The sequence below is a fragment of the Mesorhizobium erdmanii USDA 3471 genome (assembly GCF_000472705.1).
GTDB classification, from domain to species: domain Bacteria; phylum Pseudomonadota; class Alphaproteobacteria; order Rhizobiales; family Rhizobiaceae; genus Mesorhizobium; species Mesorhizobium erdmanii.
Map to the genome: position 1 here is coordinate 56769 of NZ_AXAE01000033.1, position 19241 is coordinate 76009.

At 63.3% G+C, this 19241-nt stretch carries 21 protein-coding genes, 1 tRNA gene and 4 pseudogenes; 10 read left to right on the top strand and 16 right to left on the bottom strand.

Annotated features, from left to right (window positions below; genetic code table 11):
• Positions 1-36 precede the first annotated feature (36 nt).
• Positions 37-717: a response regulator transcription factor gene (locus tag A3AU_RS01000000136020; protein ID WP_154674653.1), complete on the top strand. Its 681-nt coding sequence runs from the start codon at positions 37-39 to the stop codon at positions 715-717.
• Between the two features lie 62 nt (positions 718-779).
• On the opposite strand, the gene A3AU_RS1000000139100 is transcribed toward A3AU_RS01000000136020, so the two are convergent.
• The 7 genes and pseudogenes from A3AU_RS1000000139100 to A3AU_RS0124540 form a co-directional block, all read right to left on the bottom strand.
• Positions 780-1235 carry a hypothetical protein gene (locus A3AU_RS1000000139100; protein WP_154674654.1) on the bottom strand — a complete coding sequence of 152 codons (456 nt, stop codon included), beginning with the start codon at positions 1233-1235 and terminating at the stop codon, positions 780-782.
• Positions 1236-1673: 438 nt separating this feature from the next.
• Positions 1674-1778: pseudogene (locus A3AU_RS1000000139105) on the bottom strand (ATP-binding protein); the annotation flags it as partial.
• Positions 1779-1782: 4 nt separating this feature from the next.
• Complete coding sequence (locus A3AU_RS0124530) at positions 1783-3888, bottom strand: recombinase family protein (protein ID WP_027055236.1); 2106 nt, start codon at positions 3886-3888, stop codon at positions 1783-1785.
• Positions 3869-4078 carry a hypothetical protein gene (locus A3AU_RS1000000139960; protein ID WP_167335251.1) on the bottom strand — a complete coding sequence of 70 codons (210 nt, stop codon included), beginning with the start codon at positions 4076-4078 and terminating at the stop codon, positions 3869-3871. The genes A3AU_RS0124530 and A3AU_RS1000000139960 overlap by 20 nt, the downstream gene beginning before the upstream one ends.
• Before the next feature lie 112 nt (positions 4079-4190).
• Positions 4191-4361: pseudogene (locus A3AU_RS1000000140995) on the bottom strand (DUF5372 family protein); the annotation flags it as partial.
• A gap of 34 nt (positions 4362-4395) precedes the next feature.
• Positions 4396-4656, bottom strand: a pseudogene (locus A3AU_RS1000000136955) (ATP-binding protein); the annotation flags it as partial.
• 232 nt (positions 4657-4888) lie between these two features.
• Positions 4889-4964: transfer RNA gene (locus tag A3AU_RS0124540), tRNA-Ile, on the bottom strand.
• A gap of 134 nt (positions 4965-5098) precedes the next feature.
• On the opposite strand from A3AU_RS0124540, the gene A3AU_RS0124545 reads away from it, so the two are divergent.
• On the top strand, positions 5099-5812 hold the full coding sequence (locus tag A3AU_RS0124545; RefSeq protein ID WP_027055237.1) for an SIMPL domain-containing protein: 714 nt from the start codon (positions 5099-5101) through the stop codon (positions 5810-5812).
• A 175-nt stretch (positions 5813-5987) separates the two neighbouring features.
• On the opposite strand, the gene A3AU_RS01000000136030 is transcribed toward A3AU_RS0124545, so the two are convergent.
• Both A3AU_RS01000000136030 and A3AU_RS0124555 read right to left on the bottom strand, forming a co-directional pair.
• Entirely contained in the window at positions 5988-6359 is a 372-nt protein-coding gene (locus A3AU_RS01000000136030; protein WP_027055238.1) for a hypothetical protein, read from the bottom strand.
• Positions 6360-6564: 205 nt separating this feature from the next.
• A complete protein-coding gene (locus A3AU_RS0124555) occupies positions 6565-7011 on the bottom strand; it encodes a YcgN family cysteine cluster protein (protein ID WP_027055239.1) in 447 nt (148 codons plus the stop codon).
• Positions 7012-7209: 198 nt separating this feature from the next.
• Between A3AU_RS0124555 and A3AU_RS0124560 the strand changes: the two genes are divergently transcribed.
• Positions 7210-9480: an OmpA family protein gene (locus A3AU_RS0124560; RefSeq protein ID WP_027055240.1), complete on the top strand. Its 2271-nt coding sequence runs from the start codon at positions 7210-7212 to the stop codon at positions 9478-9480.
• Between the two features lie 344 nt (positions 9481-9824).
• On the top strand, positions 9825-10343 hold the full coding sequence (locus A3AU_RS01000000136035) for a TIGR00645 family protein (RefSeq protein WP_032918048.1): 519 nt from the start codon (positions 9825-9827) through the stop codon (positions 10341-10343).
• Between the two features lie 48 nt (positions 10344-10391).
• Here the strand turns inward: A3AU_RS01000000136035 and A3AU_RS1000000140475 are convergent, their stop codons facing one another.
• Both A3AU_RS1000000140475 and A3AU_RS1000000140480 read right to left on the bottom strand, forming a co-directional pair.
• Complete coding sequence (locus tag A3AU_RS1000000140475; protein ID WP_245235561.1) at positions 10392-10685, bottom strand: helix-turn-helix transcriptional regulator; 294 nt, start codon at positions 10683-10685, stop codon at positions 10392-10394.
• Positions 10686-10811: 126 nt separating this feature from the next.
• Positions 10812-11216, bottom strand: a pseudogene (locus A3AU_RS1000000140480) (cupin domain-containing protein); the annotation flags it as partial.
• Between the two features lie 144 nt (positions 11217-11360).
• Here A3AU_RS1000000140480 and A3AU_RS0124575 point away from each other — a divergent pair.
• Positions 11361-11954, top strand: coding sequence for an SAM-dependent methyltransferase (locus A3AU_RS0124575; RefSeq protein WP_245235562.1), 594 nt, complete (start codon positions 11361-11363; stop codon positions 11952-11954).
• Positions 11955-11996: 42 nt separating this feature from the next.
• On the opposite strand, the gene A3AU_RS0124580 is transcribed toward A3AU_RS0124575, so the two are convergent.
• Positions 11997-12863 (bottom strand): SDR family oxidoreductase, encoded by an 867-nt coding sequence (locus tag A3AU_RS0124580; RefSeq protein WP_027055243.1) that lies wholly within the window; start codon positions 12861-12863, stop codon positions 11997-11999.
• Between the two features lie 177 nt (positions 12864-13040).
• Between A3AU_RS0124580 and A3AU_RS0124585 the strand changes: the two genes are divergently transcribed.
• Both A3AU_RS0124585 and A3AU_RS0124590 read left to right on the top strand, forming a co-directional pair.
• The gene (locus tag A3AU_RS0124585) at positions 13041-13307 is read left to right on the top strand and encodes a type II toxin-antitoxin system VapB family antitoxin (protein WP_027055244.1); all 267 of its coding nucleotides are present in this window, start codon (positions 13041-13043) and stop codon (positions 13305-13307) included.
• Positions 13304-13693, top strand: a complete 390-nt coding sequence (locus A3AU_RS0124590; RefSeq protein ID WP_027055245.1) for a type II toxin-antitoxin system VapC family toxin — start codon at positions 13304-13306, stop codon at positions 13691-13693. Before A3AU_RS0124585 ends, A3AU_RS0124590 begins: the two co-directional genes overlap by 4 nt.
• 6 nt (positions 13694-13699) lie before the next feature.
• Here A3AU_RS0124590 and A3AU_RS0124595 read toward each other — a convergent pair whose 3' ends face one another.
• Together A3AU_RS0124595 and A3AU_RS0124600 are read right to left on the bottom strand one after the other, a co-directional pair.
• A complete protein-coding gene (locus tag A3AU_RS0124595; protein ID WP_027055246.1) occupies positions 13700-14335 on the bottom strand; it encodes a helix-turn-helix transcriptional regulator in 636 nt (211 codons plus the stop codon).
• A gap of 8 nt (positions 14336-14343) precedes the next feature.
• Complete coding sequence (locus A3AU_RS0124600; protein WP_027055247.1) at positions 14344-15216, bottom strand: S1C family serine protease; 873 nt, start codon at positions 15214-15216, stop codon at positions 14344-14346.
• A 225-nt stretch (positions 15217-15441) separates the two neighbouring features.
• Here A3AU_RS0124600 and A3AU_RS0124605 point away from each other — a divergent pair, with 225 nt between their 5' ends.
• A complete protein-coding gene (locus A3AU_RS0124605; RefSeq protein ID WP_027055248.1) occupies positions 15442-16392 on the top strand; it encodes a S1C family serine protease in 951 nt (316 codons plus the stop codon).
• 3 nt (positions 16393-16395) lie between these two features.
• Here A3AU_RS0124605 and A3AU_RS0124610 read toward each other — a convergent pair whose 3' ends face one another.
• Positions 16396-16821, bottom strand: a complete 426-nt coding sequence (locus tag A3AU_RS0124610) for a VOC family protein (RefSeq protein WP_027055249.1) — start codon at positions 16819-16821, stop codon at positions 16396-16398.
• Between the two features lie 66 nt (positions 16822-16887).
• Between A3AU_RS0124610 and A3AU_RS0124615 the strand changes: the two genes are divergently transcribed.
• On the top strand, positions 16888-17493 hold the full coding sequence (locus A3AU_RS0124615; protein WP_027055250.1) for a TetR/AcrR family transcriptional regulator: 606 nt from the start codon (positions 16888-16890) through the stop codon (positions 17491-17493).
• Positions 17494-17539: 46 nt separating this feature from the next.
• Here the strand turns inward: A3AU_RS0124615 and A3AU_RS0124620 are convergent, their stop codons facing one another.
• Positions 17540-18499 (bottom strand): LysR family transcriptional regulator, encoded by a 960-nt coding sequence (locus A3AU_RS0124620; protein WP_027055251.1) that lies wholly within the window; start codon positions 18497-18499, stop codon positions 17540-17542.
• A 108-nt stretch (positions 18500-18607) separates the two neighbouring features.
• Between A3AU_RS0124620 and A3AU_RS0124625 the strand changes: the two genes are divergently transcribed.
• A complete protein-coding gene (locus A3AU_RS0124625; protein ID WP_027055252.1) occupies positions 18608-19240 on the top strand; it encodes an FMN-dependent NADH-azoreductase in 633 nt (210 codons plus the stop codon).
• Position 19241 lies beyond the last annotated feature (1 nt).

Genomic DNA, 19241 nt, shown 5'->3' on the forward strand with positions numbered 1-19241 from the left:
ACCGAACCTCAGCCTTGGATAGCGGAGAACCTTGCTATGCATATGAATGTGTCGACGCCCAACGATCATTGCGTGAGTGAAAAGGCGGTCGTCTTCGTGTTGGACGACGACATTTCGGTCCGTGAATCGTTAGACTCGCTGGTTCGCTCAGTTGGCTGGCTGCCAAAGACTTTTGAAACCGCAGCGGCGTTCCTTTATCACCCCAAAGCGCTTGTCCCGAGCTGCCTGATCCTCGACTTCAACCTTCCCGACCTCAACGGATTGGATCTGCTGACCCTCATCTCTGTCGAGCGAGCTGAAATGCCGATAATCTTTATCACAGGGCATGCGGACATACCGCTAGCTGTCAAAGCAATGAGGGCCGGAGCCCTTGAGTTCCTGACGAAGCCATTCAGTGGCGAGGTGCTGGTGCGCGCAATCGAGCTTGCGCTCCAGAGAAGCAAGGATGTGCTCCGATTTGCCGCGAAGATACAAGCGATGCGTGATTGCTGCGAGTCACTTAGTCGGCGTGAGAGAGAGGTCATGGCGTTGGTCGTCGGCGGACTGATGAACAAGCAGATCGCGTTCCAACTTGGAATTAGCGAAATTACCGTAAAGGCTCACCGCGGCCAGGTAATGCGAAAAATGAAGGCGAAGTCACTTCCGGAATTGGTCAAGATGGCAGCAATCCTCGGAAAGGGTCACCATACCACCTCGCCTCAATCGGCACTACCCTGATCCGGGGTGGTACGGCGTCATTCCCCCGCAATCAGCAAGCATGACTGCAATCAGCTCACAGGTCAGTGATGTGGTTTGGCAAAATGTAGTGGGAAAATCGACCGCATCAATGTTGTCGAGAAAACGCACCCAAGCAGGTCGTCGGAGACGCGATCCCGGTTGGGAGCAGGATCAGATGCGACACCAATGAAGCTAAAGGTACTCGCCGCCATGCGGTGCGGCTGCGAGACGTGCAGCTTGAGCAATCGCCTTCGCTCACATCCGCTGGTGGAGTTTCTTGAGTTCCGTTCTCGCAGCCTAGATGGAAAAGCTCGTGAGCGAATGAAGCGAGCGGACGGCCGGTTCTCGGCGACACGGATCACTGCCGTCTTCCCCTTCACTTGGGCTTCCCATTCTGGTCCATTGGCGAAGCCGACGCTGACGGCATAAGCCTCCTCAACCTCAGTGCGGATCGCAGCCAGCCCGCTGTCCGCTTCCATTTCGGCGATCCACTTTTCCGCTACATCTTTAGAGACCATTGTTGCTCCCAATTTTGACCTGCACCAGATTGATCTAGACTATGTACCGGCTACGAGCGGCGTCTCACGCTTGAAAGTGCCGGCATTGTCAGTCTCGCTTCTGCGCTCGCTGACACTTCTTCGGTCCAGGGCAAAATGACTTCTTCTGTCATCATAAGTTGCAGAGTCGCGCAACCTCCGCCTTCAAGGAGCGGGAAGGGCGACGTCGACTTCCGAGCGTGATCAGACTGAATGTCTGAAAAGGGGCCGGCAACCGACACCAGGGGTCGGCGTACCGAACGTCCTGCGTCAAACGGCTTCCAAAACTGACCCCGGATCGGCGTCCAATTTTGACCCCCCTTATGTAACGCGCGGTGGTCAGCGTTCGCCCGGGCGGAGCTGGTCAGGGTTGCGCAGCCCGGGCGAACGCGGATGGCGCTTGGCAGCTTGATGGGGTGATCAGGCGCGGTTCTTGAAGCGCCAGGACTCGTTTCCGGTCTCGATGATCTCGCAATGATGGGTGAGACGGTCGAGGAGCGCTGTCGTCATCTTGGCGTCAGCGAAGTTTTCATGATGCCTTCTTCCTTGATCGCCTGGTGCGAGCGGTCCGCGCCCGCAGCGTGTTGATCTGGTCGTCCGAGAGTTCGATTTGCCATGGCTGCCCCTTCGTGAGCTGGCGTCCCTCGATCCAGCTGCGGGCGAGGTAGTCGAAGACGGTTTGGGGTGTGACATCCAGGGCAGCGGCCGCCCCTTGAACAGAGTAGGTTCCATCTGGCCAGCGGTCGGGATTGGCGCTCGTCCCGTTGATCTTGACAGTGGGGATGCCCCAACGTCTCCGCAGAAGCCAGACATTCTCACCTTTGAAGGCGCAGCCGCGTGCTGCGACAAAGCCTTCCGCGTTCAACGCCGCTGCGATCTCCTTGTCCATTTTGCCCGCAGCGTTGAGTTCGATCACGCGGCTGCGCAGCCGCTCCAGATCGATGTAGTCGCCATAGGTGTGGACCCGCCTCTGGAGAGAGTGTTCACTTGTCGCTCCCGTCTGCCACAAGATCTTGAACCAGACCTGGCCGTGGACGCGCTTCTGGTCGAGAATGACCTCGCAGACGATGAGGCGCAGGATGCCCTTGCGCTCGGCCGCCGTTGTCGAAGGCGAGTGCCAGATGCCGGGCAGATCTTCGCCCAGCTTTTGCAGCGCCTCGCGATCCGGCTCGTTCAAGACCAGGGGCTCGTCATGTCGCCAGCGTTCGTAATCCTGTTCGATCGCCTCGGCGGCGCGCAACTTCTCTTCCCACACGCGCTCCAGCGAACGCGCCACCAAGCGGTTCTCCGGCTCGACCGCATCATATTGGCGCCGTGCTCTTTCCGCCTCATAACGAGCCCGCTCGCGCCGCAGCGCCCACTGCCGCTCAAGTTGACGCGTCTCTTCTTCGATCTGGCCCAGGGCGGCGATGGCGATGGCGATCTTGTCCGGCGTCAAGGCCTCGAGCAGGATGCTTTCGACGTGCGCATCGACAGGCAGCGCACGCACTTCCTGGCATAGCGGCCCGCCCTCCTGATCGCGGTCGGCGCGACACGTGTAGACGGGGTAGTCGCCCGCAGGACCGCTATAGCGCAGGCTCATCCGGCGACCGCACCGCCCACAAACAGCGATGCCCTGCAGCAGTGCCGCTCCCTTGCGCGGCACACCCGAATGGCCGGCCTCATAGCGGTTGATGTTGTTTACGAGTCGCCTCTGGTTCTCCATGAACTCCTCCCAGCCGATATAACCAGGATGGGCAGCCTGAAGGCAAACCTCCCAGTCAGCGATGGGGACCTTGGTAGTCCTCGGGCGATAAACGCCATGGCGAATCCGCCCGCCTTCCATCCGCCTCCGGCCATAGACATACGCTCCAGCGTAGGCAGGATTTTGAAGAATGCTGAGAACCCGTGAACTGTCGGCCTCGCGCCACACCACATCGTGCGGTGCTGGGCCGAGCACGGGACGCACGGGCAGCGGCAAATCGTTCTTTCGCAGGTAGCGCATCACGGCCCGTGCACTGTGAAGCTCGCGGAATTTGGCGAAGACGAGGCCGAGCCTCGCCTGCACCTGCTCATCGGGATTGAGAATGATCTCGCCAGAGCGACCATGCGCCAGTCCGGCGGGAACAGGAAGGCGTAGCTCGCCGCGTGCCGCCTTCTGACGCTCGCCCTGATGGAGGCGCTGCTTGATCTGGTGCAACTCCGCTTCGCTCATGATGCCCGACAAACCGAGCAACAGGCGGTCATGGTAGGCGCAGGGATCGTAGAGACGTTCGCCATCGGCAATGATGACGCCGAAGAGCGAGCACAAATCGAGGAGCTGATGCCAATCGCGGTTGTTGCGAGCAAGGCGGGAGGCATCGAGACTGATGACCAGACCGGCATTCCCCAATCCGATCTCGGCGATCAGCTTCTTGAAGCCCATCCGCTCGATGGTCCCGGCTCCGGATTTGCCAAGATCTTCGTCAATGACGTGCACACGTTCATGCGGCCAGCCGAGAGCGACCGCGCGATCGACGAGGCGGTATTGCAGTTCCGTGCTTTCCTGATGATGCCGCACCTGGTTCACGGAGGACTGGCGGACGTAAATGTAAGCGAGCTTGCCGCGATGCGCAGCAGTGACGCACTCGTCCGGTCTATTCGATGCTCTCAACATGCCGATCCGCCGCTGTCGGCGCGCCCGTCGATCGCATCCGCAAGAGAAGTCGCGCGAGGCTCTGCGCGATCTGCTTCTGCGTCTCCCCCGGCAAGTTGAGCCAAAGGCTCGGGAGTGTCGCCATGCCCGGGTTGGGAAGTTCGGTGAGGGTCTGGGACGTCACGCGGTACAGATTCGACTGTATGTTCATCGCGAATCACCTCCTCGATACGGGAGGCCAAGGTGCTGTTCAAATGGTGCAGCAATGTGAGCAGCGTTCGGACGTTGATGCGGGCCAACGATTTCGACACGCCCTGTTCTTCCGGTGACGCCGCTGCAAGGTCGGTCACCGAACGCCGAATTGAGCGGCGGCGTCCGTCAGGCAGTCGAACAACGACGAAAGCCGGACCGCGCGCAGAACGGGACGAAACCAGCTCCAGACGCTGGCCCGCAAGGCCGTGACGCGGGTCGATCACCGTCAAATGAGACACCACCCGGTCGAGAATGGCGGCGGCCTCTGATGTTTGGTTCGCCGAAGACGGCGGGCCATTCGCCGAACGCTAGGTTGGTGGTGACGATGATCGAGGTCCGTTCATAGAGCTTGCTGATCAGGTGGAAGAGCAATTGCCCGCCGGCTTGTGCGAAGGGCAGATAGCCGAGTTCGTCGAGCACGACAAAGTCCAGCCTGGTCAGGTAGTCGGCGATGCGGCCTTGCTTGCCGCCGCAGTGCTCGGTCTCGAGCCGGTTGACGAGATCGACGACGTTGAAGAAGCGGCTAGCCAAGCCACTCACCTCGGCTTCTGACAGCATCACCAGTGCATCTGACCCCAACGCCGACCATCGCTTTGGCAAACACTTGGCTACGCAATTTGCCCGACAGAGACGGACGACTAAAAGTCGGGTGTTTTGGGCGGTCACTGCGGCGTCTCGGCCAAGAGTTGCCCACGACCGGGCGCTAACCCTCGGAAATGTCGACTGTATTCTGAGACGGTCGAAAAACCCGGAATTCGGGCGTACTGAATGGTGGGCCCGGAGGGACTCGAACCCCCAACCAAGCGGTTATGAGCCGCCGGCTCTAACCATTGAGCTACAGGCCCCACGCGGGCTGGATTAATGTTTTTCGCATCGCGGCACAAGGCTTTCCCGACAGGCTTTCGCGGATCGCCCAAATCAACCCATAATCGCGCTCTACGCGACGTCTGCGACTGGATCGCAGACCAAGGAGATTTTGATGACCAAACATCTTTTGCCGCTCGCACTCGCCGCCGCAATCGCTTTTCCGGCAATGGCCGCGGCCGCCGATTCGCCGACGCCGCCCCGCATCGTCGTTTCGGGCGAAGGCGAAGCGACCATCCCTCCCGACCTGGCGCTGCTTTCGCTCAGCGTGATGCGCGAAGCCAAGACGGCGCGCGCCGCGCTCGACGCCAACAACGACGCCATGGCCGCGGTGATCGCGGCGATGAAGGCCGCCGGCATCAAGGATCGCGACCTGCAGACGGCAGGCATCCAGATCAACCCGCGCTATAACTACACCAACAAGCCCGATGGCGGCCAAGAGGCCGAGCTCGTCGCCTATCAGGTGACCAACACGCTCGCGGTGCGCGTGCGCGACATCGACAAGACAGGCGAGATCCTCGACAAGGCCGTGTCGCTCGGCGTCAACCAGGGTGGCGGCATCTCCTTCACCAATGACAACCCAGCGGCAACCATCGACGCGGCCCGCAAGAAGGCGGTGGCCAACGCAATCGCCAAGGCCAAGACGCTTGCGGAAGCCGCCGGCGTCAGCATCGGGCGGGTGCTGGAGATTACCGACCAGAACATCGCGCCGCCGCCGATGGCGATCAATGCCAAGGCCTTCGACGCCGCCGCGGGTGCCGCGGTGCCGACGCAAGCCGGTGAGAACGCCTATAACGTCCAGGTCACCGTCACGTTCGAACTGAAATAGGCAAGTCCGGGTTATGCGTGGTCGAACCTTGCCCGGCCACGCCTTCGGCAAATGCCACGCATGAAAAACCCCGCGGGATCGCTCCAGCGGGGTTTTTTTGAGCCGCACCCTTCCGCCAGGGATGGGGGCCCTACCAGCACAGGCTAAGCCGCGTTGGGCGGCTTAGCCGCAAGCCTCAGCGATAGATGACCGGGCAACCGCGCTCGTTGGCGAACACGATGACGACGCGGTCGCCGTCCTGGCGGCCCATGACCTTGACCACCCTGCGGTTGACGTCGACGATACGGGCGCGGTACAGGCCCATGCGCTCGGCCTTGTCGAGGGCGCGTTCCGGCGAGCAGCCACGGCGCCAGCCATCGCGGCGCCAGTCGTCGCGACGCTCGTCACGGCGGTGGCGGTAGCCGTCATCACCGGCGTAGACGCCGAAACGCGGGTCGTTGTTGTTGCCGAAGCCGAGATAGAGGCTGTCGGCATGGGCCGGAATGGCGGTCAGCGCGCCGAGGCCGACCAGGGCCGAGAGGGCCGCCGTTTTCACCGTGTTGAACATGGTCTTCTCTCCTTGTTGCGGGCTTGCGCCCGTCCTCTTGAAACCGATGATCGGAGAATGCACCAGCCTGTCTGAACTATTTACGAACTCGCCGTTCATCTGCGGTTCATGTCGCGGAGAAGGACATCTTCGCCAAGTTTCGGGCAATGCGTCGCCAAAACGTCTTGCCCGGGTTCCTTGTTCCGGAACCGGGCTGACACGGGCCTCAAGGCTCGTCGTCCAGTATATAGTCAAAGTAATCTTCAGGCTCGGCCAGATCGGTCTCGCTCGCCTTGACCCGGCCGCGCATCGAAATGCCGGCCTCATGCACGGTCTCGGCAGTGCCCGACACCAGCCGATGCCACCAGTAGAGGTCGCGTCCCTCGGCCACCAGCCGGTAGGCGCAGGTGCTGGGCAGCCAGCTGATGGTGCGCACATTCCGCGGCGTCAGCCCGACACAGTCGGAAACCCGAGCCAGCCGGTTGGCGTAGTCGGAGCAGCGACAGGTTTGTGCGTCGAACAGCCGGCAGCCGACAGTGGTCCAGTAAATCTCGCCGGTATCCTCGTCCTCAAGCTTCGACAGGCAGCATTTGCCGCAGCCGTCGCACAGCGATTCCCACTCGGCCGGGCTCATCGCCTCCAGCGTCTTTGTTTTCCAGAATGGCGTTTCCATTTTGGGGATGTGGCCCCAGCAGCCGCCGAGGTCAAGCGCGGCAACGGCTGAAATGAGGCCGCAACTCGGTCGAATGACACGAAGTTGCCTTCAAAAGGCCGGCCAATCGCCCCGTACGGCCCCTACCCATGGGCGGCTGGAACCAATTTGCTTACAAGCGGTTTCGGCAAGGATGGGACCCCACAAGGAGAATTTTCGATGAAACGCCAACCATGGATTCTGGCAGGCACCGCACTTGGCCTGCTGATGGCGTCCGCGCCGTTGGGCGCGTTCCCGCTTCAGGGAAGTGCCGCGTTCGGCCCCATGCAGCGCGGTGGAACGCCGCTGATTCTGGCGCAGGACGCCCCCACCGACGAGGCACAGCCGAGCGACCAGGAGCAACGGCGCAAAAAGAAGCACGACCAGCAGCAGCAAAGCGGACAGGCGCCCGCCGAACAGGCAGCACCCGCCGCCGAGGAGCAGCAGCCGCGCAAGAAGAAGCGTGACCAGCAGCAGACCGAACAGGCGCCCGCCGAACAGGCAGCCCCTGCCGCCGACGAACAGCAGCCGCGCAAGAAGAAGCGCGATCAGCAGCAACAGACCGAACAGGCACCCGCTGGCGAGGCCGCTCCCGCAATCGACCAACAGCAGCCGCGCAAGAAGAAGCGCGATCAGCAGCAACAGACTGAACAGGCACCCGCTGGCGAGGCCGCTCCCGCAACCGACCAACAGCAGCCGCGCAAGAAGAAGCGCGACCAGCAGCAACAGACCGAGCAGGCGCCTGCCGAGCCGGCCGGGCAGGCAGCGCCCGCGAACGACAACCAGCCAGAGGCCAAACCGCGCAAGAAGAAGCAGGACCAGCAACAGCCGGCTGAGGCGGTGCCTGCCGATCAGACGCCGGCCACCGTGCCCACGCAAAACCCGGGCAAGCACAAGAAGCCTGCCGATGCCACCGAACCGGCGGTGACGCCGGAAGCAGCGCCTGAGCCGACCAAGAAGCAGGCGCCTGCCGAACAACCCGCGCAAAAACTAGAGCCGCTGCCCGTCCCCGGCGAGAACGCGCCGGCTCAGGGCGAACAGCCCCAGGACAAGACGAAGAAGCACGGCAAGAAACCGGCTGGCGAACAGCCTGCGAATGGCCAGCAGCCTGCTACGGGCGAGCAGCCGGCCAATGGCCAACCGCCGCAGACAGGCAAGCAGCCCGCGACAGGCGAGCAACCCGCCAATGGCGAGCAGCCGGCAACCGGCGAACAGCCCGCCAACGGCGGCAAGGCCGCGCCTGCGCAGGGCGAAAATCCCGTGCAGGGCGAGGCACCCGCAGACAAAAACGCCGCCCCGATCCTCGACAGCCAGAAGGATGCCGAACGCAAAGGTGGTGGCCGCAAGCATGGCGACAACAACGGCCAGCAGAATGGCGTTCAGCAGAATGGTGGCCAGAACGCCCAGCAAGGCGGTGATCAGGGGCAGAAGCCTGTGGTCGCTCCCGTCGACCAGGGGCCGCCTCCCACCGACGACAAGGCTGCCCAGCAGGAGATCAAGCCCGAAAAGCTCGTGCCGGTGACGGAAGAAAAGGGCAAGCTCCGGGATCGCGCGCCCGATGAGAACATCCGCGACCGCCGCCGCCCCAAGGGCGTCGACGTGCTCAAGGAAATCGGCGACCGCGTTATCATCCAGCTCGGCGGCCAGACGATGGTCCAGAGCAATGACGGCCCGCGCATGAATCGCGGTGCCAAGGATGTCTATTACGAGGACCTGCCGCAAGGCCGCACCCGCGAGACGGTCCAGCGCGACAATGGCGTCCAGATCGTCACCATCCGGAACCGTTACGGCGATGTCATCCAGCGCTCGCGCATCACGCCTGACGGGCGCGAATATGTGCTGAGCTATGTCGACGAGCGCAGCTACCAGGACGATGGCGACTGGCGCGATCCCGGCGATGACCTGCCGCCGATGCGGCTGACGATTCCGCGCCGGCAATACATCCTCGATTCCCAGGATGTCGAGAGCCCTGACGACTACTACACCTTCCTCGAACAGCCGCCGGTGGAAAAGGTCCAGCGTCTCTATTCGATCGACGAGGTCAAGCGGTCGGCCCGTGTGCGCGACATCGCACGCCGCGTCGACCTCGACACGCTGAACTTCGAATTCGGCTCGTCCTCGATCTCCGACACCGAGGTGCAGAAGCTCCAGGGCGTCGCCGACGCCATGGAGAAACTGTTGAAGAAGAACCCGGCCGAGACCTTCCTGATCGAAGGCCACACCGACGCCGTCGGCACGCCGGAGGCAAACCTTGCTCTGTCCGACCGCCGCGCCGAAGCGGTCGCCGAAGCGCTGACCAACGCCTTCGGCATCCCGCCGGAGAACCTGACCACACAGGGCTATGGCGAGGAGTATCTGAAGGTCAACACATCGGCGCCCAACCGCGAGAACCGGCGTGTCGCCATCCGCCGCATCACCTCGCTGGTGGCACCCGTGGCCAGCAACAATTAGGTCATGATTTCAAAATCATGACCTGGTTTGCGGACTCGATGCGAAAAGCACCCATCCCCGGCTCGACCGGGGATGGGAAGGTTCGGATCGGCATCCCAAGCTCAAGAAGATTTGTACCGGCATTGGAGCCGGTTCATTGAATCATGAGCCCACTCACCCCAGATTCAGGGCTGGGCGTTCCCTGCCCCATCCCGACTCCAGCGGGATGCATTGAGCCCCGCCGGCCCCCTCCGGCGGGGTTTTTTGCTCAGAGCAACTCCAGGTCCAGTATCTGTCTTGCAAAGAGCGGCGGCGTGGCCGAAATACGGCCTGACCCCAGACCAGAGAACAACCGGAACCAACCTATGAAGCGTCTCGAACTCGCCGTCGAATCGATCATTCTCGCCTCGCGCTGGCTGCTGGTCGTCTTCTATATCGGGCTCGGCTTGGCTCTGGCCGTCTATGCGCTGTCCTTCGGCAAGAAGCTCTACGAGTTCATCACCACGGTGTTCCTGCTCGGCGACACCGACACCATCCTGAAGATGCTTGGCCTGATCGACGCCGCCCTGGTCGCTTCGCTGGTGGTGATGGTCATCATCTCCGGCTACGAGAACTTCGTCAGCCGCTTCGACGACCAGGATGGCGGCGGCGTGCACTGGCTGGGCACGATCGATGTCGGCTCGCTCAAGGTAAAGGTGGCCTCGACCATCGTCGCCATCTCATCGATCCACCTCTTGCAGGTGTTCTTGAACTCGTCCTCCTATTCGACCGATCAGTTGATGTGGCTGACCATCATCCACCTCGCCTTCGTCGTCTCGGCGCTGATGCTTGCCTATATCGACCGGCTGATGGGCCTGAGCAAAGGCAAGAAGGGCGAGGCGTGACTGCCACGTGGTCTTAGTGATCACAGCTTACGGATCACCTCAGGATTCTCACCGCAGACCCTTTGTGACCATCTCGGCAGGCGGATAACCGTAGATGCGTGAGAAGGCGCGCGAAAAGGCGGCAGCACTGCCGAATCCGACACGGCGCGCGGTGGCTTTGACGCTGTGCCCCGCGGCAATCTCGGCACGGCCCAGCGTAAGACGCCACGACGTCACATAGGCGGCGGGCGTCTTGCCGACGGTCCTGGTGAATTGCTCCATGAAGTGGCTTCGAGACATGCCGGTCAGTTGAGCCAGCGTCTCGGTGCGCCAGCCGAGAGCCGGCTTGTCATGGATGGCCACCAGGCATGGGTGCAGGGTCGGGTGGGCGAGGCCAGCCAGAAGACCCGCGCTGACCCGGCCCATGTCTATCGCACGCCGGACGGCGAGAACGACGATGATTTCGCAGAGGCGCTCCTGGACTGTCCGCCCGCCGCAACGGCTGTTTTCCACCTCCATCGCCAGCGCATCCGCCAGCCCGCGCATCTGCGGCTGCTCCGCCAAGGAAAACACCAGTTCCTCTGGCAAGGCGCCGACAAGCGGGTTGGCAACGCCGCCAAAATCGATCCTGGCCGCGACGAGAACGGAAAATGCCCCGTTGCTGGGAACGCCTCCCAGGACCCTGACAACGATGTGCGAAGCGCTGTCGCCGTCATCTCCCGTGACCAGGAAAAGATTTGCCTCCGCATCCGCCCCATTGGTCACCTCCGCACGCAGGCCGAATGCCTGAAGGAATGCAGTCAGCCGGTCATGCTTTCGCGGCGAAATCGGACGTTCGATCATGTTATGCTCAATCTTGATGATCGAGATTATGCCAAATTGACGTCCTTTCATAGCGGGAGCCGAAGCGCTCCGGATTGGAACAGTATGTCAATCGATGCCGCCGCCAAGTTCGACCCGTCACGGGCAGCCGAATATGAGACGCAGAGCAGGATTGCGCTTGCCGGCTACGATGCGTGTCACGAACTGGCCGCCTGCATGCTTGCGGCAACGCTTGGCGCCGGCTCGAGCGCACGCATACTCGTCGCTGGTGCCGGTGGCACGGCGCGGGAAGTCATCAGCGTTGCAAGGCTGGAACCTTCCTGGAGTTTCGTCGCCGTCGATCCGTCAAAACCCATGCTGGATCTGACAACGTCGCGCATTGCAGCTGCCGGGCTCACTGAACGCACGGAACCTGTCTTGGGCGTTGTCGCGGACCTGCCTGAAGACCAGCCATTCGATGCCGCAACGCTGATCGGCGTCCTGCACCATTTGCCCGGTCATGAAGCCAAGCAGGCAATCCTTGGCGACATTGCCGCGAGATTGAAAACGGACGCCCCGCTGATGCTTGCCGGCAATCACCATGCGTATGCCTCGCAACCGCTGATGATGGCGGCCTGGGCTCAGCGCTGGCGCATGCATGGGGCAACCCCGGCCGAGATCGAGATAAAACTGGGCAAAATCCTGCAAGGGGCCGATCCGCCGCAGTCGGAAGCCGCCGTTTTCGCCTTGCTTGCAGCAGCGGGTTTGATGAAGCCGCTGCGCTTTTTCTCGAGCCTGTTCTGGGGCGCCTGGATTGCATTTCGCGAGTAATGCGATCGACGACTTCGGCGGTGTGAGGGCTTCGGCGGAGCGCTAGAACGTTTGCCTGATCTTCGTATCGGAGTTGGCAAACACCTCGTCCGGCACGAAAAAGTCGCCGGCAAGCGGTCCGGTCGCGCCGGGCGCATAGATCGAGAAGTCCGTGACACCCTCGGCGCGCAGCACCTCCTCGTCGATGTAGAAATTGCCCGACGTCTCGCGCGAGGCCCGCATGAAGATGGCATGGGCGGCGTCGGCCATGATGTCGGGCGAGCGGCTCATCGCCGCCACCGTCGCGCCACCCAGCAGATTGCGCACCGCCGCCGTGTCGATGGTCGAGATCGGCCACAGCGAATTGACCGCAATGCCGTCCCTGGCAAACTCGGCGCTCATGCCCAGCGTGCACATCGACATGCCGAACTTGGCCATGGTGTAGGCGACATGGTTCTTGAACCACTTGGCCTTCATGTCGAGCGGCGGCGCCAGATTCAGGATGTGAGGATTGCTGGCTAACTTCAGGTGGGGAATGCACATTTTGGACACCAGGAACGTGCCGCGCGTGTTGATCTTGTGCATCAGGTCGTAACGCTTCATGTCGGTCTCCAGCGTGCCGGTGAGCTGGATGGCGCTGGCATTGTTGACGCAGATGTCGATGCCGCCAAATTTTTCGACCGTCCTGGCAACGGCCTCGGCCACCTGCGCCTCCTCGCGGATGTCGCACAACACGGGCAGCGCCTTGCCGCCGGCCTGCTCGATCTCTTCGGCCGCCGTGTAGATCGTGCCCGGCAGCTTGGGATGCGGTTCGGCGGTCTTGGCGGCGATCGTCACATTGGCGCCGTCGCGCGCCGCCCGCAGCGCGATCGCCAGGCCAATGCCGCGCGACCCGCCAGAGATGAACAGCGTCTTTCCCTTGAGCGACATTTTCCCTCCGCTACTTCTGGTTCTTTGCGCGATCCTTGCCTGCACCGCTGCCGGATACAAGGGCTTGCCGCGGGAAGCCGTGGTGACGCTGCGGAGCCTTTCGTGAAGGTCCAAGGAAACGCATTGGATCCGTCCACGGGTTTGGTATATATTCTATACAAACAGGTAGAATATAGAATGGCTCTGTCGATCAAGAACACGGAAGTCGAACAACTTGCGCGGGAACTTGCCCGCCGCCGCCGCGTGTCCGTGACAGAGGCTATCCGTCAGAGCCTTGAGCGCGAGGTTGCACGAGAGCGACTGGTGCCTCGCGAAGACGCTAGTGATCTGTTTCAGCGGTTAATGGCGATTGCTGAGAGCGCCGGAAGAATCCCCAAAAGCGAAGATGCGATGACCGAGGACGAAATCCTCGGTTATGACGAGTTCGGAATCCCGACGAAATGATCATCGATTCGTCGGTCTTGGTCGCCATTTTGCGTCTCGAGCCGGGGTACGAACGTTTCGTGCTGGCGCTCACGCAAGCCAAGAGGAAACTGTTGCCAGCGCCAACCTTTCTTGAAACCACAATGGTGCTCGCGGGCGGTTGGCAGGATGAAATTCTGGCTCGTCTCGACGACTTTCTTCGCACCGCCTCGATCGAAACGATTGCCTTCACGGCAGACCATGCGGCCGTCGCCCGTCAGGCCTTCCTGCGTTACGGCAAAGGCCGGCATCCGGCCGCGCTGAACTTCGGTGACTGTATCGCTTACGCCACGGCCCGGCTCGAATCCATGCCGCTGCTGTTCAAGGGCGACGATTTCCGGCTGACCGATATCGAGGCGGCAGTGTAATCGATATCAGACCAGCACCAGCCCCTGCCGCATCGCGATCGCGATGGCGTCGGTGCGGTTTGCGGCACCGAGCTTGATCAGGATCGCGGCGACGTGGAACTTCGCCGTATGCACGGAAATGTTGAGCCGCCGGGCGATCACCTTGTTGGGTGCGCCTTCCGCCAGCAGCGCCAGCACTTCCGCCTCGCGCGGCGACAGCGCCGGCCGGGGGGCCTGCTCGTCCAAGACCTCGTCCTCGAACGGCTCGCTTTCGCCGGCATGGAAATCCTCATCGCGCCCACGGCCGCCATCGCCCGTAATGCGATAGCCGGCCGCCGCGAGCCGCGCCGCGGCGGCGATCAGCATATCGTCGGCGCTCATGGGCATGATGGCAAACACCTCGCCGACAGGCCGCTCGCCGCCGGCGCGTCCGCTCAGCAGCACCCGTGGCACCGAGGCCGGCATGGCATCGCCGCTCCTGTCGTCAATGATGGCAACGTCGGCCCTGCCGCTACCGGCCACCACCGGCAGCAGGTCGTCGCTGGCGGCAAGCGTGGCGGCCAGACGCTCTGCGCGCGCGGCATCGCCAAGCGCGATCAGCACCACCAGCCGCCGCGAAGCAGCGCCGTCAGCCATGATCCGATCATCGGCGAGCGTTTCCATCAATCCTCTCAGCTCAGCGGCTTTTCGCCGATGGTCACTGTCACGTCGCGTTGTTCACCGCCACGCACCACGCCAAGGGTTACAGCGACCCCGGCGCTATCGGGCCCAAGCCTGCGGATCAGGTCGCGCGGGCCATGGACGGCCTCGCCATTCCACGCCACGATGATGTCGCCCAGCGACAGCCCGGCGGCCTTGGCCGGCCCGTTATCGTCAAGGCTCATCACCATCGCTCCACGGGCGTCGCGGTCGCGCACCGGATGCAGGCCGGCGCCGAGATAGCCGCGCGCCACATGGCCTTTCTCGCGCAAAGTCGCGACCGCGCGTTCGATCGTCTCATAGGGCATGACCAGCGCCCGGCCGCGCGGCCCGAACAACAGCATGCCGATCAGCGCGCCCTTGGCGTCGAGCACCGGGCCGCCCTCGAAGCGCCCGCCGGCGCCGACAGCCAGATTGATGCGTCGGTCGATGGTGCCGCCGCGCATCGAGCGCCAGGCCGGACCAACCTCGCCGACCGAACCCGACACGGCCAGCGCCGAGCCCTGGCTGTTGCCGATGGCAATGGCGATGTTGCCGGGCCGAACGGCATCGGCCCTGGCAAGCGTCGCGGCGTTGGCGACATCCGCCGGCTTCAGCAGGGCGACACCCGTCGACGGATCGCGGCCGACGAGTTCCGCCTTCGCCGTCTCGCCCGTGGCCAGCGTCAACTCGATCTCTTCGCCGGCCTCGACCGCTTCCTCGGCGGTGACGAAATAGCCGTCGCTCCAATGGAAGGCGCTCGCCGTGCGGTGATGATGGGTGGTGAAGCTTGCCGTTGCCGGTGCCGCCTTTTCCGCGAGATCGGCGATCGCCTGTGAAAATGCATTCAGATTGAAGTCGCTCATGATGATCTCCTGGGTTTTCTCATGCCCCAGATATCGCGCGGCAATGCGTCCGGAGGTACTCGCCTGACGGCTAGTTGCTGGTTTGACTGGCCATCTGGTCAGGTCGCGGCCGGTTGGCCCGCTCCGCACATATAGTGTGTGTCGCCCAAAAGTGCTCGGCGGTTTTGGGGTAACGGCACGCATAAGAAAAAGTCACGATCAAGCCTGAAATCACGGAGCCCATCCATGGCCCTCGCCGCCGCCAAATTCCCAGCCGACGACACGTTGCTCGACACCTATTCGACCACGGTGGCCGACGCCGTCGACCGCATCGGCCCGGCTGTCTGCCGCATCGAGCGGATTGGCGGACAGGGCGGCCATGGCTCCGGCTTCGTCATCGCGCCGGACGGGCTGGTCGTCACCAACTTCCATGTCGTCGGCGATGCCAAGACGGTGCGCGTCTCGATGCCGGACGGCGCATCGAGCGAGGGCCGCGTGCTCGGCCGCGATCCCGATACCGATATCGCCCTGGTGCGCGCCGACGGCAGCTTCGCCGACGTGGCGCCGCTCGGCGATTCCAAACGGCTGCGGCGCGGTCAGATTGCCATTGCCATCGGCAATCCCCTCGGCTTCGAATGGACGGTCACCTCGGGCGTCGTCTCGGCGCTCGGTCGCTCGATGCGCGCCTCGACCGGCCGGCTGATCGACGACGTCATCCAGACCGATGCCGCGCTCAACCCCGGCAATTCCGGCGGGCCGCTGGTGTCCTCGGCCGGCGAGGTCATCGGCGTCAACACCGCCATGATCCATGGCGCGCAAGGCATTGCCTTCGCGGTCGCTTCCAACACCGCCAATTTCGTGATTTCGGAAATCATCCGCTTTGGCCGCGTGCGCCGCGCCTTCATCGGTGTCTCGGCCGACACCACCAATCTGCCGCGCCGCGCGGCGCTGTTGTCGCAGGTGTCGACCAGCACGGCGGTGCGGCTGCGCAGCGTCGAGAAGGACGCCCCGGCGGCGAAGGCCGGCCTCAAGGAGGGCGACATCATCGCGGCGATAGACGGCCGCCCGGTCACCGGCGTCGACGACCTCGTGCGCATGCTCGACGCCGAGCGCATCGGCCGCGAGACGTTGTGCACGGTAGTCCGCCGCACCGGCGTCAGCCAGGTGGCGGTGACGCCGGTGGCACGGGCGGGGTGAGGCTCACACCCCCGCCGCCCCATCCGCGTACTGTGCCAGAAACTCTTCGCTGGGCGGGATGGGCTTGATGACGTCGATCAGCACGCCGTTGGGATCGCGGGTGATGAAATGGCGCTGGCCGAAGGGTTCGTCGCGCAGCGTTCGCAGCACCGGCAGGCCGGCGGCCAGGATCCGTTCATAGACCGCGTCGGGATCCCTGACCTCGAAATTGATCAGCAGGCCTGAGGTACGCCCCCGCCCCTCTTCCGGGATCGTCTCGTGGTCGCCCTGGACGATGCCGAGATTGACGCGTTTGTTGTCCACCGATTGCAGGTGCACGTACCAGTCGCTTTCAAACAGCGGCTGGAAGCCGAAATGCCTGACGTAGAAGGCCGCCGTGTCGGCGACGTCGCCGGTCATCAGCACCGGGTAATAGCTTGTGGTCTTCATCTTTCTTTCTCCCTGGACATAACATACAGTCTGTATGTAAATCGAATTAACATACAGGCTGCATGCATGCAACAGGAATCCGCACGCCGTTCCAACCGCGACCGCACCGAGGCGACGCGCGCCGACCTGATCGCGGCGGCGCGCAAGCTGTTTACGGAAAAATCCTATGCCGAGACCGGCACGCCGGAGATCGTCACCGCCGCCGGCGTCACGCGCGGCGCGCTCTATCACCACTTCGCCGACAAGCAGGCGCTGTTTGCCGCCGTGGTCGAGCAGGAGGCGCGGGCGGTGGCACTGGAGATCGACCGCGCTTCGCCACCCTCGCTCGACGCACGCGATGCGCTCATCGCCGGTTCGGATGCCTATCTCGCTGCCATGCGCGTGCCCGGCCGCACGCGGCTGCTTCTGCTCGACGGGCCGGCCGTGCTTGGCCGCGCCGCCATGGATGCTATCGACAACCGCCATGGCAACCGTTCGCTGCGCGAGGGCCTGGTCGCCGCGATGCGGGCGCAGACGATGACGAGATTGCCGGCGCAAGCGCTGACGGCGCTGCTTGCATCGGCCTTCGACCGCGCCGCGCTCGCCATCGAGGCCGGCGCCTCGGCGCAGGATTACCGCGCCGTGCTCATGGCGCTGATTGACGGATTGTCTCCGGCTCCTCCTGCAGCATGACCCCGAAACCGAAGGTTCGGAAAGGATCATGCGCAAAATCAAAGTGCTACAGCGTCCTTTGCGCGTCCTCAGGGACGCCCGGCGCTGTAGGCACCACGCCCGGTTCGAACTCGTTGAAGCAGCCGAACTGGCGCTTGAACTGGTCGATCAGCCAGGCAGCCGCCGGTTTCGGGCTGGTGCCGTTACGATACATGGCAAACATCGGCGAGCGCACCTCGCTGAAGGGTTCGAGGTCGAGCTCCACCAGCCGGCCGCTGGCCAGATCTTCCGCCATCAGCCAGCGCGGCAGCCCGCCCCAGCCCAACCCCTCGCGCATCAGAATATGCTTGGTGCGCACATCCGTCAGCCGCCAGGTGCGGTAGGCGAAGACGCCGAAGTCGCGCCCCTTGGTGCGCTCGGATTGGTCGGTGACGACAAGCTGCGTGTGTTCGCGCACATCCTCGAGCGCCAACGGCTTCGGCAACAGCGCCAGCGGGTGGCTGGGTGCCGCGGCCAGCACGATCGACATGAAGCCGATGCGCACCAGATGCACGTCGACCTCGCCCAGCAGGCCGCCAATGCCGAGATCGGCCTGGCCGCTGACGACATGATCGGGAATGAGGCCGAGCGTGCCGATATGCAGACGCAGCATCACGGTTGGAAACTGCGCCTCGAACGCCTTCAGCACCCGCACCAGCACCGGCGAAGGCAAGGTCGCGTCGACCGAGAGCGCCACTTCCGCCTCCAGCCCCTGATGGTGGCCGTCGACGCGCGAACGGATGCGCTGCAGCACGCCGATCATGCGCCTTGCATCCTCCAGCATCGCCCGGCCGATCTCGGTCAGTTGCGGTTGGCGCGTGCCCTCGCGTTCGAACAACTTCAGTCCAAGCTGCGCCTCGAGATTGGCGATGCCGTAGCTGATGACGGACTGGGCCCGGTTGAGCTTGCGGCCGGCGGCGGAGAAACTGCCGGTGTCGGCAACGGCAACGAAGATCTGAAGCTGGTCCAGGGTCGGGTTGGGTTGCATCGTCATATCTATTTTATGGATGGATCGTATAGAAAATATACCAGTTTATCTGATGGATCGATAGACCCATATGTGGCGGGACAATTCATTCCACTGGAGAGACCCGCTATGTCCATTCTTCTCGTTACCTCGAGCCCGCGCGGCGCTGCCTCGCACTCGACCCGCATCGCCACCGAATTCGCCGAGAAACTCGTCGCCGCCGATCCGTCGAACACGCTTGTCGTGCGCGACCTCGTCGCCAACCCGCTGCCGCACATCGATGCCGATTATTCGACCGGCATCTACACGCCCGCCGAAGCGCGCACCGCGCGCCAGGCTGAAGTCGTCGGCGTCTCCGACGTAGTCCTCGACGAGCTGTTCGCCGCCGACACGGTGATCCTGGCCACCGGCTTCATCAACTTCAACATCTCCTCGACGCTGAAGTCGTGGGTCGACCATATCGCCCGCTCCGGCAGGAGCTTTGCCTATGGCGAGGGTGGCCCCAAGGGCCTCGTCACCGGCAAGAAGGTCTATATCGTCCTGGCTTCGGGCGGCATCTATTCGGAAGGCGCCGCGGTACAGTTCGATCACGCCGTTCCCTATCTGCGCGGCGTGCTCGGCTTCCTCGGCATGACCGATGTCGACGTCATCCGCATCGAAGGCGTCGGCATGGGCCCTGAAGCGGTGACATCAGCGCTCGCCAAGGCGACCGCCAAGGTCGATGCGGTTGTGGCCAGCCAGCAGGTTGCCGCAGCGGCGTAAG

Excerpts from the sequence above, each read along its gene's own strand:
- A3AU_RS01000000136030 (WP_027055238.1), bottom strand. The coding sequence starts at position 6,359 with ATGTTCAACACGGTGAAAACGGCGGCCCTCTCGGCCCTGGTCGGCCTC.
- A3AU_RS0124575 (WP_245235562.1), top strand. The coding sequence starts at position 11,361 with ATGCTTGCGGCAACGCTTGGCGCCGGCTCGAGCGCACGCATACTCGTC.
- A3AU_RS0124625 (WP_027055252.1), top strand. The coding sequence starts at position 18,608 with ATGTCCATTCTTCTCGTTACCTCGAGCCCGCGCGGCGCTGCCTCGCAC.
- A3AU_RS0124615 (WP_027055250.1), top strand. The coding sequence starts at position 16,888 with ATGCAACAGGAATCCGCACGCCGTTCCAACCGCGACCGCACCGAGGCG.
- A3AU_RS0124530 (WP_027055236.1), bottom strand. The coding sequence starts at position 3,888 with ATGTTGAGAGCATCGAATAGACCGGACGAGTGCGTCACTGCTGCGCAT.
- A3AU_RS0124600 (WP_027055247.1), bottom strand. The coding sequence starts at position 15,216 with ATGAGCGACTTCAATCTGAATGCATTTTCACAGGCGATCGCCGATCTC.
- A3AU_RS0124580 (WP_027055243.1), bottom strand. The coding sequence starts at position 12,863 with ATGTCGCTCAAGGGAAAGACGCTGTTCATCTCTGGCGGGTCGCGCGGC.
- A3AU_RS1000000139100 (WP_154674654.1), bottom strand. The coding sequence starts at position 1,235 with ATGGTCTCTAAAGATGTAGCGGAAAAGTGGATCGCCGAAATGGAAGCG.
- A3AU_RS0124545 (WP_027055237.1), top strand. The coding sequence starts at position 5,099 with ATGACCAAACATCTTTTGCCGCTCGCACTCGCCGCCGCAATCGCTTTT.
- A3AU_RS01000000136020 (WP_154674653.1), top strand. The coding sequence starts at position 37 with ATGCATATGAATGTGTCGACGCCCAACGATCATTGCGTGAGTGAAAAG.
- A3AU_RS0124560 (WP_027055240.1), top strand. The coding sequence starts at position 7,210 with ATGAAACGCCAACCATGGATTCTGGCAGGCACCGCACTTGGCCTGCTG.
- A3AU_RS0124605 (WP_027055248.1), top strand. The coding sequence starts at position 15,442 with ATGGCCCTCGCCGCCGCCAAATTCCCAGCCGACGACACGTTGCTCGAC.
- A3AU_RS0124585 (WP_027055244.1), top strand. The coding sequence starts at position 13,041 with ATGGCTCTGTCGATCAAGAACACGGAAGTCGAACAACTTGCGCGGGAA.
- A3AU_RS01000000136035 (WP_032918048.1), top strand. The coding sequence starts at position 9,825 with ATGAAGCGTCTCGAACTCGCCGTCGAATCGATCATTCTCGCCTCGCGC.
- A3AU_RS1000000139960 (WP_167335251.1), bottom strand. The coding sequence starts at position 4,078 with ATGAACATACAGTCGAATCTGTACCGCGTGACGTCCCAGACCCTCACC.
- A3AU_RS0124590 (WP_027055245.1), top strand. The coding sequence starts at position 13,304 with ATGATCATCGATTCGTCGGTCTTGGTCGCCATTTTGCGTCTCGAGCCG.
- A3AU_RS0124610 (WP_027055249.1), bottom strand. The coding sequence starts at position 16,821 with ATGAAGACCACAAGCTATTACCCGGTGCTGATGACCGGCGACGTCGCC.
- A3AU_RS0124595 (WP_027055246.1), bottom strand. The coding sequence starts at position 14,335 with ATGGAAACGCTCGCCGATGATCGGATCATGGCTGACGGCGCTGCTTCG.
- A3AU_RS0124620 (WP_027055251.1), bottom strand. The coding sequence starts at position 18,499 with ATGCAACCCAACCCGACCCTGGACCAGCTTCAGATCTTCGTTGCCGTT.
- A3AU_RS0124555 (WP_027055239.1), bottom strand. The coding sequence starts at position 7,011 with ATGGAAACGCCATTCTGGAAAACAAAGACGCTGGAGGCGATGAGCCCG.